The following is a 17,132-nucleotide window of genomic DNA, read 5'->3' as shown; positions in this document are numbered from 1 at the left end:
ACTGGCTGGTCCGCGCGCGGTGCGGATGAGTGGCAGTGCGCGTCGATATCGGTACGAGGTGTGCATGACCGGGCAACGGCAAGTCGACTCCGTCGATCGGACGGAACTGTCGTGACCCGGGCGAACCGGGCGTCTGGCGCCCGCGCCCGGCAGCGCGGGAAGTCGCTGCCGCAACTGCTGTCCGTGGCCGTGGAGTCGAACCCGAGTGGGCTCGCGCTCTCCTGGGACGACGGCGTCTCGGCGCCGGTGCGCTGGACCTACGCCGAGCTCGACGAACGTTCCAACCGCCTGGCGCGGCTGCTGATCGCCCGCGGCGTCGGTCCCGAGGACGTGGTTGCCGTCGGCATTCCGCGCTCGCCGGAATCGGTGCTGGCGATGTGGGCGGTGACCAAGACCGGTGCGGCGTTCCTGCCGGTGGACCCGAACTACCCGCCCGCCCGCGTGAGCCACATGCTCGGCGATTCCGGTGCTGTGCTCGGCGTCGCGGTCGGTGCGGCGGTGGACCGGTTGCCGGGTGCGCTCGACTGGCTGTGTCTAGACGACGACGGCGTGCGTCGCGCCACCGACGATCAGTCCGGCGATCCGGTGACCTTCGCCGACCGGGTGCGCCCGCTGCGGCTGCAGCACCCCGCCTACGTGGTGTACACCTCTGGTTCCACCGGCCTGCCCAAGGGCGTTGTGGTGACGCACGCCGGGCTGGCCGGGTACTGCGCCGAGCAGCGCGCGCATTACGCGATCGAGCCGACCTCACGCACCCTGCACTTCGCGTCGCCCTCGTTCGACGCGGCGGTGCTCGAACTGCTGATGGCGGTGGGCGCCGGGGCCGCGATGGTGCTCGTACCCGCAGGCATTCTCGGCGGCGCAGAGCTGGCCGATGTGTTGCGTCGCGAGGCCGTCACGCACATGTTCATCACCACTGCCGCGCTGGCCTCGCTCGATCCGGCCGGGCTGGACGCGCTGGCCGTGGTCACGACCGGTGGCGAGGCCTGCCCGCCGGACCTGATCCGACGCTGGGCCACGGATTCGCGCCGGTTCCACGATTGTTACGGGCCGACCGAGACCACCATCGTGACGAATATCAGCGCGCCGCTGGTGGTGGGCGACACGATGAACATCGGTGCGCCGCTGCGTGGGGTGACCGAGTACGTGCTCGACGAGCGCCTGGTTCGGGTGCCCGACGGGATGATCGGCGAGCTGTACATCGCGGGCAACGGGTTGGCGCGTGGCTATCACCGTCAGCCTGGATTGACCGCGTCGCGCTTCGTGGTCGACCCTTTCGCCGGGGCCGACGGGCGGATGTATCGCACCGGCGACCTGGTGCGTCGCCGGGTGGACGGTGCGATCGAGTTCGTGGGGCGCAACGACTTCCAGGTGAAGGTGCGCGGGTTCCGGATCGAGCTCGGTGAGATCGATACCGTGCTGACCGCGCACGACACCGTCGACTTCGCCGTGACCATCGGGCACGAACTCGACAACGGCACCACGATTCTCGCCGCCTACGTGCATGCCGCACCCGGCGCGCGAATCGACACCGACCAGCTGTTCGAGCACGCGAGGACCGGTCTGCCCGCGCATATGGTGCCGACCGCGCTCACCGTGCTCGACGCCATCCCCTTGACTCCCGTCGGCAAACTCGATCGGGCCGCGCTGCCCGCACCGACCCTGCGGGCCGAGGAATTCCGTGCGCCCTCGGGCGCGATGGAAGAGCTGGTGGCGCACATCTTCACCGAGTTGCTCGCGCCGGAGAACCCGGTGGGCGCCGATGACGACTTCTTCGCGCTCGGCGGCAATTCGCTGCTCGCCACGCGGGCGGCGGCGCGCCTCGGGGCAGAGCTCTCGGCGCGGGTACCCGCGGGTCACGTCTTCGAAAGCCCCACTGTCGCAGGACTCGCCACGCTGCTGGAGCCGCTGAAGGGCGCGGGCGGGCACGCGCCGCTGGCGCCGCGCGGGCGTCCCGAACTGATCCCGCTCTCGCCCGCGCAACAGCGGATGTGGTTCCTCAACCAATTCGATCCGAATTCCACGGCCGAGACGATCCCGTTCGCGCTGCGCCTGTCCGGACCGTTCGACCCTCGCGCGCTGCACGCGGCGCTGACGGACCTGGTCGGTCGGCACGAATCGCTGCGCACGTGGTACCCGGTCTACAACGCCGACGAGCGTGAGCGTGGTGCGCGCGCGGGCGAAGACGGTGCTGTGGTCGACGGTGTCGGCCACCAGGTCGTGCTGCCGATGTCCGAGGCTGTCCCCGATGTGCTGGTCGACTCGCTCACCGAGGACGACTTGCCGCTGTGGCTGGCGGAATTCGCCGGTACCGGGTTCGACGTCGCCGCTGGTGTGCCGTTCCGGGTGGCGTTGGCCGAGCTCGGGCCGCACGACCATGTGCTCGCCGTGGCCCTGCACCACATCACCGCCGACGGCGCCTCGGTGGCGCCGCTGCTGCGTGATCTGCTCGGCGCCTACCTCGCCCGTCGCAACCGCTCGCGACCCAGGTGGCAGCCGCTGCCGGTGCAGTACGCCGACTACACGCTCTGGCATCGCGAGTTGCTCGGCTCCGAAGCGGACCCGGATTCGGTTGCCACCGCCCAGATCTCGCACTGGCGCAGCGCGCTCGCGGGCCTGCCCGACCGCCTCGACCTGCCCACCGATCGTCCTCGCCCGCCCGTATTCACCGGCCGCGGCGCCGAATTCGGTTTCCAGATCCCGGCGACGGTGCACACCGCGCTCGCCGCGCTCGCCCAGCGCAGCGGCGCCTCCGAATTCATGGTCGTGCATGCGGCTTTCGCGGTGCTGCTCGGTCGCGTCGCGCACACCGACGACATCGCCATCGGTACCCCGGTGGCCGGGCGCGGCGCCCGCGAACTCGACGACCTGATCGGTATGTTCGTCAACACGCTGGTGCTGCGTTCGCACCTCGACCCGCGAGCGAGTTTCGCCGAACTGCTGCGCGCGACCAAACGCGCCGACCTCGCCGCTTTCGCCCACGCTGACCTGCCGTTCGAGCGCCTGGTCGAATTGCTCGATCCGGTTCGCTCGCAGGCCCATCACCCGCTGTTCCAGGTCGCCCTGTTCTTCCAGAACCTCGACCTGCCGAACCTGCGACTACCCGGCCTCGAGGCCACACCGGTCGAATTCGGTGGTGCGGTGGCGCGTTTCGACCTGCAGCTCACCATCGTGCCCGGCGCCGATCCGACCGAGCCGATGGCCGCGTCGTTCAACTACGCCACCGATCTGTTCGATGCCGACACCATCGAATCGCTGGCGGCCAGGTTCACCCATCTGCTCGACGCGGTCGCCACCGACGCCGATATCGCGATCGCCGACATCGATCTGCTCACCGAGGCCGAGCGTGAGCAGACCCTGGTGAGCTGGAACGACACCCGTCATCCGGTGCCGCCGGAGCCGATGCTCGACGCGTATCGCCGTGCGGTGCAGATACATCCGGACGCCACCGCGCTCGTCTACGCGGACACGGAGCTGACCTACCGGCAGTTCGACGAGCGCGTGAACGCCCTCGCCCGGGTACTGATCGAGCAGGGCGTCGGTCCCGAAAGCTTGGTCGGCCTGGCTATCCGCCGCTCACCGGAACTGGTGATCGGCATGTACGCGGTGCTCACCGCGGGCGGCGCGTATGTGCCGCTCGACCCCGACCACCCGGCCGAGCGCATCGCTTACATCCTCGACACCGCCCGGCCCGCGTGTGTGCTGAGCACCCGCGCCGATGCCATCGCGGTCCCGGACGGCACCTCGTCGCTGTTGCTCGACGATCTCGATGTCGTCGGAGTACCCGGTGATCCGGTCCTGCCCTCGGAATTGCGCGCGCCGCTGCGTCCCGAGAACCCGGCCTACGTCATCTTCACCTCGGGTTCGACCGGCAAGCCCAAGGGTGTCGCGATCTCGCACGCCGCCATCCACAACCAGCTGGTGTGGATGCTGGCGAAGTACCCGCTCGCGCTGGGTGATGTGTACCTGCAGAAGACCGCGACCACCTTCGACGTGTCGCTGTGGGGCTATTTCATGCCGCTGCGCGTCGGCGCGAAACTGGTGCTGGCCACTCCGGACGGCCATCGCGACCCCGCTTATCTGATCGACCTGATCGGCAAGCACCAGGTCACCGTCACCGACTTCGTCCCGTCGATGCTCACGATGTTCGCCGCCCAGGCAGCGGCCGAGGACTCCGGGCAGGCGGGCCACGCCGACCTGGAGTCGCTGCGCGAGATCTTCGTCATCGGTGAGGCGCTCCCCGCGGAGACCGTCGATGCCATGGCCGCGGTCAGCTCGGCCAGGTTGCACAATCTGTACGGTCCGACCGAAGCCGCTGTCTCGGTGACCTACTGGCCCGCCCGTCCGGGCGAGCGCTCGGTGCCGATCGGGCTGCCGCAGTGGAACTCCCGTGTCTATGTCCTCGACGAGCGGCTGCGGCCGGTGCCCCCCGGCATCGCGGGAGAGCTCTATCTCGCGGGGGATCAGCTCGCCCGTGGGTACCTCGCGCGGCCCGGCCTGACCGCCGATCGCTTCGTCGCCGATCCCTTCGCCTCGGTGTCCGGCAGCGGGTCCGAAGGGGCGCGCACTCCAGGCCCCGTGCGGGGCGCGCGGATGTACCGGACCGGCGACCTGGTGGTGTGGCGACGGCCCACCTCGAACGCCCCGCATCGACTGGACTACCTGGGGCGTATCGATTTCCAGGTGAAGTTCCGTGGTCAGCGGATCGAGCTCGGCGAGATCGAGACCGCGCTGTTGGCGCACGAATCCGTGAGCCAGGCAGTGGCATTGGTCGTCGCGACCGAGCTGGGTGACCAGCTGGTCGCCTACGTGGTGCCCGCCCACGGCCACGGCACCGAGCCGGACCGGCTTCGGGCCGCTGTCTCCAAAACCCTTCCGGTCTATATGGTTCCGGCGTCGATCACCGTGCTCGGCGAGCTGCCGCTCAACCCCAGCGGCAAGCTCGACCGCAAGGCGCTGCCCGCGCCGAGCTTCACCGCGCGGGCGTTCCGCGCACCGAGCACCACCCAGGAGCGGCTCGTCGCCGGTCTGTTCGGAGAAGTCCTCGGCCGTACCGATATCGGCGCCGACGACGACTTCTTCGCGCTCGGCGGCAACTCGCTGATCGCCACCCGCCTGGTCGCCCGGCTCGGCGCCGCCACCGGTGGCCGCGTCGCCGTGCGCACGCTCTTCGAAACCCCCACGGTCGCCGCGCTCGCCGCTGTTCTCGGCTCCGATGTGGTGGCGGAACCGACCTCTGGACTGGGCACTTTGCCCCGACCCGACGTGCTGCCCCTCTCGCCCGCCCAGCGCCGCATGTGGTTCCTCAACCGCTTCGACCAGGGCGCCGACGACGGAGCCGCCGCCTACAACCTCCCCTTCGCGCTACGCCTCACCGGCACCCTCGATGTGCCCGCCCTCACCGACGCCCTGCACGACGTATTGGCCCGCCACGAGGTGCTGCGCACGATCTACCCCGACACCGCCGACGGACCGATCCAGCAGATCCTGCCGGTCGACGCGGTGGACCTCGACGTCACCGTGCACCGGATCGATGCGGACCACGCGACAGCGCAGGTGGCCGCACTCGCGTCGACCGCGTTCGACGTGACGACCGAGGTTCCGCTGCGGGTCAGGCTGCTCGACATCACCGGCAGCGGACCCGACGCGCCCACCGAGCACGTGCTCGCCGTGGTGGTGCACCACATCGCCGCCGATGCCTCATCGATGGTGCCGCTCGTGCGCGACGTGACCACCGCCTACCTCGCCCGCGCCGCGGGCCATGCCCCGGATCGGGCGCCGCTGCCGGTGCAGTACGCCGACTACGCGCTGTGGCAGTTGGACCGGCTCGGCGCCGAGGACGACGCGGATTCCGCCGGCGCCGAGCAGCTCTCGTTCTGGCGTTCCGAACTAGCCGACCTGCCGGATCTGCTGGAACTGCCCGCCGACTACCCACGGCCCGCGGTCGCCTCGCTCGTGGGCGGCCGGGTGCCGGTGCGCATCGGCGCCGAGACACACGCCGCGCTCACCCGGATCGCGCGGGAGAGTGGCGCGACCGTGTTCATGGTGTTGCACACCGCCTTCGCGGTGCTGCTGGCGCGGTTGGCAGGCGCCGCCGATGTCGCGGTGGGGACTCCCGTCGCCGGACGCGGTGAGCGTGAACTCGATGATCTGATCGGCATGTTCGTCAACACCGTCGTGTTGCGCACCCGCTACGACGGTGGCGCCACCTTCGCCGAACTGCTCGCCGCCCAGCGCGCGCGCGATCTCGCCGCGTTCGCCGCCGCTGATATTCCGTTCGAGCGGCTGGTCGAGGTGCTCGATCCGCCGCGCTCCACCGCACGTCATCCGCTGTTCCAGGTGGGGCTTTCCTTCCAGAACGTGGACCGGGCCGAACTGGAACTGCCTGGATTGCGGATCGCGCCGGTGTCCGCGGAACTGGCTGTGTCGCAATTCGATCTGCATCTGATCGTCGGTGACGGGTACGACGCGGACGGGGCGCCCACCGGCATCGAGGGCTTCTTCACCTACGCCACCGATCTCTTCGACGCGGCGACGGTGACAGCCTTCGCCGACCGGCTCGCGCTGGTACTCGACGCCGTGGTGCACGAACCCGCCGTGGTGGTGGGCGATATCGAGCTACGGACCGCCGCCGAGCTGGCCTCTGAAACAGTCAGCGGGGCAGCCGATCTCGCTGTGCCCGGCGGCACGCTCGCCGACCTGCCGATGGTGGCCCGGCCCGAAGCCGTCGCGCTCGTGGCCGATCTGCCCGAGGGTCGCCTCGAGCTCACCTACGCCGAGTTCGAATCACGGGTGAACAGGCTCGCGCGCCACCTGATCTCGATCGGAGTCGGCCCGGAGTCGCTGGTCGCCCTCGCCCTGCCGCGTTCGATCGATCTCGTGGTCGCGATGTACGCGGTGACCAGATCCGGCGGCGCCTACGTGCCCATCGACCCCGATCAGCCCGCCGATCGCACCGACTACATCCTGCACACCGCCGCCCCGATCTGCGTGCTCACCAAGGGCTTCCGTACCGACGCCGCGCCGGTGGTGCGGGTCGACCACCCGGTGATCGCCTCCGCTGATCCGCGCCCGATCACCGACGCCGACCGCCGTGCACCGCTGCACCCGGAGAACACCGCCTACGTCATCTTCACCTCCGGCTCCACCGGTCGCCCCAAGGGTGTGGCGGTGCCGCACGCTGCGGTGGTCAATCAGTTGCAGTGGCTCCGTGGTGAATTCGGTACGACCGCCGCCGATGCCTTCCTGCTGAAGACCCCCGCCACCTTCGACCTGTCGGTCTGGGAATTCTGGTCCGCTGCCGTCTGTGGCGGCCGCCTGGTGATCGCCGCCCCCGACGGCCACCGCGATCCCGCCTACCTGGATGCCCTGATCACCGACGCGGGCGTCACCACCCTGACCGCCGTGCCCTCCCTGCTCGAGGCGCTGTCGGGCTACTGGGAGTCGCACTCGCACGACGAGAACGGCGCCGGGCTGACGGGTTCGGGCCGCGTCGGTCCGTTGACCCGCATCCTCGCGATCGGCGAATCCCTGCCCGCCACACTGGCCCAGCGCCTGCTGAAGGCCCTGCCGGGCACCAGGATCGACAACCTGTACGGCCCCACCGAGGCTGCTGTCTCGATCACCGATCACCGGGTCAGCACCGCCGACGTGCTGACCGTTCCGATCGGCGGTCCCGAATGGAACAGCCGCGTCTACGTCCTCGACGAGCGCCTACGCCCCGTCGCCCCCGGCATCAGGGGCGAGCTGTACCTCGGCGGTATCCAGCTGGCTCGCGGCTACCTGCGCAAGGCGGCCCTGACCGCCGAACGCTTCGTCGCCGACCCGTTCGAGCCCGGCGCGCGCATGTACCGCACCGGCGACCTCGTCGCCCGCGCGGGGGGTGGCGAGCTGATCTATCTGGGCCGCAGTGACTTCCAGGTGAAGGTCCGTGGATTCCGGGTGGAGCCCGGTGAGGTGGAAGCCGTCCTGCTCGGACTGCCCGAGGTGACTCAGGCCGCGGTGCTGGCCCGAACCGACCCGCACTTCGGTGATCGGCTGGTCGCCTACGTGGTCGGCGCGGATCTCGATGTCGCGCAGCTGAAGTCCACGCTGCGGGACAAGCTGCCGACCTATCTGGTGCCCGATGCCTTCGTCGCGCTCGAGGAGCTGCCCTACACCGTCAACGGCAAGCTGGATCGAAAGGCGCTGCCCGCGCCGGTCTTCGAGGCCGCCGCCTTCCGTGCCCCCGCGACCCACACCGAACAGCTGGTCGCCGAGGTCTACGGCGAGATCCTCGGCGTCGCCTCCGTCGGCGCCGACGACGACTTCTTCGCCCTCGGCGGCAACTCGCTCCTCGCCACCAGGGCCGCGGCGCGGATCGGGACGGCGCTCGATCGCTCGATCGGGGTCCGGCTGCTGTTCGAAGCGCCGAGGGTCGCCGATCTCGCACTGCGCGTGCACCGATCGGACGAAGCGACCGCGCCGCGACTGCTCGCCGGACCGCGCCCGCAGCGGGTGCCGTTGTCGCTGGCGCAGCAGCGGATGTGGTTGCTCAACCGGCTCGATCCCGACGCGACCGTCTACAACATCCCGGCCGCGATCCGCCTCACCGGCGCGCTCGACCTGCCCGCCCTCAGCCTCGCCGTCGCCGACCTGTTCGCCCGGCACGAGGTCCTGCGCACCCGCTATCCGGCGCGCGGGGACGTGCCGATCCAGGATGTGCTCGCGCCCGATGCGGTGCGCGTGGACCTGACGCCGGTCGAGGTCGCGGACGATGAGCTCGCCGACGAGGTGCGCCGGACCGTCGCCACCGGATTCGACGTCACCGCCGCGCCGCCGGTCCGGTTGCGGCTGCTGCGCCTCGGCGCCGACGACCACGTCCTGGTGTTCGTCGCCCACCACATCAGCGCGGACGGGTTCTCCATGGGCCCGCTCACCCGCGACCTCGTCCTCGCCTACACCGCGCGCACGGCGGGCTCGCCGCCCGCGTGGTCGCCGCTGCCGCTGCAATACGCCGATTACGCGGTGTGGCAACGAGACGCACTCGGCGACGAAGCGGACCCCACCTCCACGGCCGCCGCCCAGCTGGCCTACTGGCACGACGAGCTCGCCGGGCTGCCCGAGGAAATCGCGCTGCCCGCCGACCGGCCACGTCCGGCGGTCCAGTCGTTCGCGGGCGCCACCAGCACCTTCGAGATCGACGCCGCACTCCACGCCGAACTCGCCGGACTGGCCCGCGCGCACGGCGTCACGGTGTTCATGGTCGTGCAGGCCGCGCTGGCCGTGCTGCTCGCCAGGCTCAGCGGCACCGACGACGTCGCCATCGGCACCCCGATCGCGGGCCGTGGCGCGCGTGAGCTCGACGATCTGGTCGGCATGTTCGTCAACACCTTGGTGCTGCGCAGCCGGATCACCGAGAGCGATCCGTTCACCGCGCTGCTCACACAGACCCGCGACACCGACCTGCGCGCCTTCGCCCACGCCGACGTCCCGTTCGAGCGGGTGGTCGAGGCGATCCAGCCCGCGCGCTCGGCGGGCAGGCACCCGCTGTTCCAGGTGGCGCTGTCGTTCGAGAACCTCGCGCCGGTGGCCTTCGAGCTGCCGGGGATCACGGTGGGGGCGCTGGACGCCCGCACCGCCGAGGCCAAGTTCGATCTGTTGCTCACCGTGCGTGAGCAGCAGGACAACGGCGGCATGTTCGCCGAATTCGGCTACGCGACAGACTTGTTCGACGCGGAGACGGTAGCGAGCTTCGGTCAGCGCTTCGTCCGTCTGCTCGCCGCCGTGGCCGCGGACCCCGACCTGGCCGTGGGCGATATCGACCTGCTCGATCCCACCGAATTCCGCGCGCAGATCACGTTCGCGGGCCCGGCGGCCGAGCCGGAGCGCACCCTCGCGCAGTTGATGAACGACGCGGTACGCGCCAATCCGAGCGGCATCGCCCTGCGCGGCGACGGTCGCGGATTCACCTACACCGAACTCGACGCCGCCGCCAACCAGCTCGCGCGCGGTCTCATCGCGCGCGGCGCCGGTCCGGAAGCCGCTGTCGCCGTGGCGATTCGGCGTTCGGTCGAATCGGTGCTCGCGGTGTGGGCGATCGCGCGGACCGGCGCGGTGATCGTGCCGATCGACCCCGGCTACCCCGCCGAGCGGATCAGCCACATGGTCTCCGACTCCGGCGCCGTCTTCGGCATCACCCTCGCCGCCGAACTCGCCGAATTGCCCGCGCTGCCCGGCGACGGCGGCTGGGTCGCGCTCGACGATCGGGCGTTCACCGCCGAGATCGCCGGTTGCGCGACCGTCGGCCTGCGCGAGATCGAACTGCTCGCGCCGCCGAACACCGGCAATGCCGCGTACATGATCTACACCTCCGGCTCGACCGGTCTGCCCAAGGGCGTCGTCGTCACCCACGCCGGCCTCGCCAACTTCTGCGCCGAGCAGAAGCAGCGCTACCTCCTCGACTCCGCTACGCGTGCACTGGCTTTCGCCTCACCGTCGTTCGACGCGTCCATGCTGGAACTGCTGCTCGCCATCGGTGGGGCGGGCACCCTCGTGGTCGCTCCCGCCGGATCCGTCGGAGGCACCGAACTCGCCGAGCTGATCCGCACCGAGGGCGTCACCCACACCTTCCTGACCCCCTCGGTTCTGGCCACCCTCGACCCCGACGGCCTCCCCGGTCTGCGCGCCCTGATCGTCGGCGGCGAGCACGTGCCCGCCGACCTGGCCGCACGCTGGAACATGCTGCCCAAGCGGCATTTCCACAACGGGTACGGACCCACCGAAACCACCGTCATGACCGCCATCAGCGACGCGCTGTGTCCTGGCGACGCCGTCCACATGGGCGGCCCGATCCGTGGCACCCGAGCCCTGATCCTCGACGAGCGCCTGCGTCCGGTCCCCGAAGGCGTCACCGGCGAGCTCTATCTCGGCGGTGTCCAACTGGCCCGCGGCTACCACCGGCGTCCGGCTCTGACAGCGTCGCGCTTCGTCGCCGACCCCTTCGGCGATCGGCCCGGTGCCCCCGCGGGCGCACGCCTCTATCGCACCGGCGACCTCGTCCGCCGACGCGGCGATGTTCTCGAGTTCATGGGCCGCAACGACTTCCAGGTCAAGATCCGTGGTCTGCGCATCGAGCTCGGTGAGATCGACGCCGTGCTGGCCGCCGCACCCGGCGTCGCCTGGGTCACCACGCTCGGCCGCGACAACGGCAGCGGCTCGACCATGCTGGTGTCCTACGTCATGGCCGATCAGGGCCGGGCTCTCGACACCGCCGAGCTCACCGCGCTCGCCGCGCAGGTGCTGCCCGACTACATGGTGCCTGCCGCGATCGTCGTCCTCGACGAAATTCCGCTGACCCCCGTCGGCAAGCTGGATCGGCGAGCGCTGCCGGACCCGGCCGCCGTTCGCGGCGAATACCGCCCGCCACGCACCGCCGCCGAGAAGACCATCGCCCGCGTGATCGGCGACGTTCTCGGCCACGACCGGGTCGGTCTCGACGACGACTTCTTCGCCCTCGGCGGCGACAGCATCACCGCCATCCAGGTGGTGTCGCGGGCCACGACGGCCGGCGTGGTGCTGCGCCCGCGTGATCTGTTCGACGCGCGCACCGTCGCCGCGCTGGCCGGACGCGCCGACGTCACTGTCGAACCGAGCGCTCCGTCCGCCACGCTCCCGCTCACCGCGACCGCCGCCCAGCTCATCGAAGCGGGAGCGAGCGTCGTCGAACCCCGTGCGGTACTGCTCGAGGTCCCGGCCGACTGCCCGGACCAGGCCGTCGCGGCCGCCGCGGCCGCGGTGATGAGCCAGCATCCGATGCTGTGGGCGCTGCTCGACCGCACCGGCGACATCCCGGTGCTGCGCATCCCGCCGCCCGACGAGCGCACCGGCGGCGCCTTCCGCAGGCTCGACACCGAAGACGGTGAGTCCTCGCTGCCCGTCGACGACATCGTCGCCGCGGCCGCCGCGGCGCTCGACCCGGACGAGGGGCGCAATATCCACTTCGTGCTCACCGGCGACGCCGGTAGCTCGGCCACCCTGGTCGTCGTCGCGAATGCCCTTGTCCTCGACGAGAATTCGTGGCGCGCGGTGATCGACCAGCTGACATCCGCATGGAGTCGCGGCCGGCACGCCGCGCCCGCCGCGCCCGATGCCGGACTCGGCGATCTGGTACGCCGACTCGCCGAGTACCCGTCCACCCCCGCGGCGCGCGTCGAACGTGAGTACTGGCACCGCGCGATCCGTTCCAGGGCAGGCGAATCCGTCGATCTGCACCAGCGCAACCGGGTCTCGCTGAGCATCACCGGTGAGGGCACCACCGCGGTGCGCACGGTCGCCGACGCCTACCGCGCCACCGTGGACGAGGTGCTGCTCACCGCCGCCGCGCTGGCACTGCACACCGGGGCCGAGACCACCGCGGCACGGGTGATCGGCACGGTGGTGCGGCTGCGCGCCGACCAGCGCCTGCTCGGTCGGCCCGACGCCGAGGACGTGGTCGGCGGGTTCACCACCGACTACCCGCTGGCACTGCGCCTGGACGGGATCGACGTCGCCGACGCGCTCGTCGGCGGTCCGGCCGCGGGGACGGCCCTGGCCCAGATCAAGGAACTGCGCCGCGCGGTCCCCGCCCACGGCGCCGGTTTCGGCCTGCTCCGCTACCTCGACGCCGAGACCTCCGACAGTGTCCGCACGCTGGACCGCGGCCGATTCGCGGTGCGCATGCGCGATCTGCGCCCGGCGCGTGTGCACACCGACGTCGCCACCGACGACCTGGCGCTGGTGCTCACCGTCGACGCCACCGACGACGGATTGGTCGCCCGATTCGACTACGCCACCGCCGTACTCACCGCGGACGCGGTCAAGACCTTCGCCGAACACTGGATCCGCGCGCTCGGTGGACTCGCCGAGCACGGATTGCGGCCCGGCGCGGGCGGATTCACGCCGTCGGACTTCCCGCTGGTGCGTCTGGGCCAGACCGAGCTGACGCGCCTGGTCCGGCGCTACCCGCTGCTCAGTGACGTCTGGCCGGTGACCCCGCTGCAGTCGGGGATGCTGTTCCACGCGCTGCTCGCGGAGAACTCGGTCGACCCCTACATCACGCAGTTCGTCCTCGACCTCGACCCGTCGGTGGATGCCGAACGACTGCACGAGGCGGCTCAGGCCGTGCTCGACCGGCACGACAACCTGCGCGTCGCGTTCGCCACCGATGCCGCGGGCACCCCGCTGCAGGTGGTGCTCGACGACATCGACGTGCCGTGGCAGGTCATAGATGCCGACGACGCCGCCTACCAGCGCATTCGCGCCGCCGACCTGGCCACGCATTTCGACATGGCCGCCGCGCCGCTGCTGCGGTTCACCCTGGTGCGCACCGAGGGGACCGCGCATCTGCTCGTCACCAGCCATCACATCCTGATCGACGGCTGGTCGACGCCGCTGCTGCTGCAGGAACTGCTCACCGCGTACATGATCGGCGGCCGGAGCAGGCGTCTGCAGAAGGTCGCGCCCTACCGCGACTACCTGGCCTGGCTCGTCGACCAGGATCTCGAAGCCGCCAGGACGGCGTGGCGCACCGCGCTCACGGGCCTGGCCGAGCCCACTCCGCTCGCGCCCGTCGATCAGGGCCGCGAGATCGCCACGGGCACGGGGGAGACCGGCTTCGCGCTCTCGCCCTCCGACACCACCGCGCTGAGCGAGCTCGCCGCGAGCCTCGGCGTCACGGTGAACACCGTGGTCCAGGCGGCGTGGGGTCTGCTCATCGCCCGGCTGGTGGATCGCGACGACGTGGTGTTCGGCGCCACCGTCTCCGGCAGGCCCGCCCAGCTCGCGGGTGTGGAGCGGATGGTCGGGCTGTTCCTCAACGCGATTCCCGTGCGGGTGCGGGTGCGTCCCGGCGATACCGTCGCCGAGTTGCTGCGCAAGCTGCAGGACGATCAGGCCGCGCTGCTCGATCATCACTACCTCGGCCTCGGTGAGATCCAGGAGATCGCGGGCATCGACGCGCTGTTCGATTCGCTCGTCGTGTTCGAATCGTTCCCGGTCGACCGCGAGGGGCTCGCGCAGGCCGCGTCCGGGTCGGCCGCCGTCACCGGGATGGACGCCGCCAACGGCACCCACTATCCGCTCACCGTGCAGATCGTCGCCGACTCCCAGCTCCGGGTATCGGTGAAGTACCTGCGCGATGTGTTCGGTGAGGACACCGCGAATGCCATGGCGCAGCGCTTCTCGATGCTGCTGGCGAGGTTCACCGCCGGCCCGCAGGCCAGGATCGCCGAGATAGACGTGCTGCTCGCGGAGGAGCGCGCGACGCTGGCGGCGGTCAATGCCACCGACGCACCCGAACTGCTCGACGAGGCCACCCTGCTGTCGTTGTTCGACGCGCAGGTCAAGCGCACACCGGACGCCACCGCGCTGATCGACGGTGAAACCGTCTACACCTACGCGGAATTCGACGACCGCGTGCGCGCGCTCGCCGCCGGGCTTCGAGCCGAGGGAGCCCGGCCGGAGACGCTCGTCGCGGTCGCGATGCGGCGCGGGATCGACCTGGTGACCGCGATCTACGCGGTGCTGCGGACCGGGGCGGCGTATGTGCCGGTCGATCCGGACCATCCGGCCGAGCGGACCGAGCGGGTGCTGGCCGCCGCCGCGCCGATCTGCGTACTCGCCAGCGGCGGATTCACGACCACCTCGGGCATTCCCGTCATCGAGATCGACGCTCTCAGTGGTGAAGTGGCTGATCTGGAGATGCCGAAGGCGGACAATCTCGCCTACGTCATCCACACGTCCGGGTCCACCGGAACGCCCAAGGGCGTCATGCTGACGCACCGGCAGCTGGTCAACCAGTTCCGCTGGGCACAGCGCACCTACCCGCACGGCCCCGGCGACGTGGTGCTGCACAAGACCCCGGTCACCTTCGACATCGCCACCTGGGAGTTGTTGTGGCCGTTGCACACCGGCGCCACCGTGGTGATCGCCGCCCCCGACGGGCACCGTGATCCGGCCTACCTGGCCGAGGTGATCGCCGAACGCGCCGTCACCACCGTGCATTTCGTGCCGTCGATGCTGGACGCGTTCCTCACCGATCGCGACAGCGGCGAATTCCCCTCGCTGCGCTGGGTCTTCGCGGCGGGTGAAGCGCTGTCGTCCTCGACCGCCCGCCGGTTCGCTCAGGTGGTGCCCGAGGCGACGCTGGTCAACTGGTACGGACCCGCCGAAGCCACCGTGGTCACCGCGGCGCAGGTCGAAGCCGGTCCCGCCGTGGGTATTCCGATCGGCACGCCGGTCGCGAACACCCGCGTCCACGTGCTCGATCGTCAACTGCGACCGGTCCCGCCCGGGACCGCGGGGGAGCTGTACCTGGAAGGCGTGCAGTTGGCCCGCGGCTACCTCGGCGCTCCCACGCTCACCGCCGAACGCTTCGTCGCCCGTCCGGGCGGCGGCAGGCTCTATCGCACCGGCGACGTCGTGCGCTTGACCTCCGACGAGAGCCTGGAATACCTGGGCCGCAGTGACTTCCAGGTGAAGCTGCGCGGACAGCGGATCGAACTCGGCGAGGTCGAGGCCGTGCTGCGCGACCACCACAGCGTCCGGCACGCCGCGGTCGCGCTCGTGCACGGCCCGACGGGCGACCGACTGGTCGGCTACATCGTGCCCGCGGAGGCGCAGGTCGAGGAAGCTCGCGCGGCGGCTCGCCCCGAGGGCTACTCGATCGAAAGCGGCGCCACCACTGTCGGTTTCGATCAGTCCGCGTTGCTCTCCCATGCCAGGGCGGCGCTCCCGTCGTACATGGTTCCGGCCAGCCTGGTGCTGCTGCCTTCCCTGCCGCTCAACGCCAGCGGCAAGCTCGACCGCAAAGCCCTGCCCGTCCCCGCCTTCACCACCCGCGCCTACCGACCCCCGACCACGCCGTTGCAGCGTGCGGTCGCCGAGGTCTACGCGGAGGTGCTCGGCGCGGGCAAGGTCGGTCTCGACGACGACTTCTTCGAACTCGGTGGCAACTCCCTGGTCGCCACCAAGGCGATCAGCCGATTGCGCACCAGGGTCGGCGCCGAGGTGCGGGTGCAGTGGTTCTTCACCGACGCCACCGTCGCCGCGCTGGCCGAGCGGATCGACGCCACCCAGTCCGCCGGCGGCGAACACGATCTCACCTCCGACCTCGAATCCGACGACGCCCTCGGTGTCCTGCTGGCCATCCGCAACCGGGTGCCGCACGGCACCGAGGCGGGCGGCGCGCTGTTCTGTATCCACCCGATGTACGGGTTGTCCTGGTGCTATGCCGGTCTGGCGCAGTACATTCCGGCCCGGCGGCCGATCTTCGGCCTCCAGTCGCCCGCGCTCAGCGAGGCGGGCTACCTGCCGGGCACGCTCGCCGAGATGGCGCGCCGCTACGCCGCCGAGATCAGGACCCAGCAGCCGCACGGGCCGTACCGGCTGATGGGCTGGTCGCTGGGCGGCGTACTCGCCCACGCCGTCGCGACCGAACTCCAGGCGGCGGGGGAGCAGGTGTCGCTGCTGGCGATGCTGGATTCGCATCCCGATATCGACGTGCCCGATTTCCACACCGCGGTCCGCGACGCGCTCGCCGAACTCGGCGTCGACATCAGCGCGGCGCTGCCTGCCGCGGGCGTGCGTGAACTCAGCGAGGACGCACTGGCCGCGCTGCACGCGATCATCCCGGCCAACATGGCCGTGCTCACCCCCGAACGGGTGCGCCGGATCTATCGCAGCGCGGTGCGCTCGGCCGAATTGATCGCCGAGCACCGGCCCGCGGTGTTCCGCGGCAGGCTCGAGTACTTCAGCGCGCTCGGACACGAGGCGGCAGCGGCGAATTGGGCCCCGTATGTCGACGGCGCGGTGCGTGATCGGCCGGTCGCGGTGGTGCATGATCAGATGACTTCGCCGCAGGCGCTGGCCGAGATCGGGCCACGGTTGGCGGAGTTGCTCGACGCCGGTGACCGTGCTGCGGGGGCGCGGTGACATTTACGCCGGGGCGCGATGACATCAGTGGTGCCGGTGAGGCATGATGTGACCGCGCTGTTGTAACGATTACCCCTGTTGTAGCTACCGGATAACCCGTAGGGTCTGGCGTGTTGCAACTTCGTGCCCTGCAGGGGAGCACGGACCGAATCGGAATTCGAGACGAAGCGAAGGTGCGAAAT

Annotated in this window: 1 pseudogene; it reads left to right on the top strand. The window is 70.6% G+C overall.

Annotated elements, in window-relative coordinates:
- Positions 1 to 111: 111 nt before the first annotated feature.
- Positions 112 to 16,950, top strand: a pseudogene (locus tag ASD42_RS19095) (amino acid adenylation domain-containing protein); the annotation flags it as partial.
- Positions 16,951 to 17,132: the final 182 nt, after the last annotated feature.

It is taken from the genome of Nocardia sp. Root136 (assembly GCF_001427185.1).
Classification (GTDB): Bacteria; Actinomycetota; Actinomycetes; order Mycobacteriales; family Mycobacteriaceae; genus Nocardia; species Nocardia salmonicida.
The sequence above is the reverse complement of the archived record's forward strand: the minus strand, read 5'-3'. Positions and strand labels throughout refer to the sequence as shown.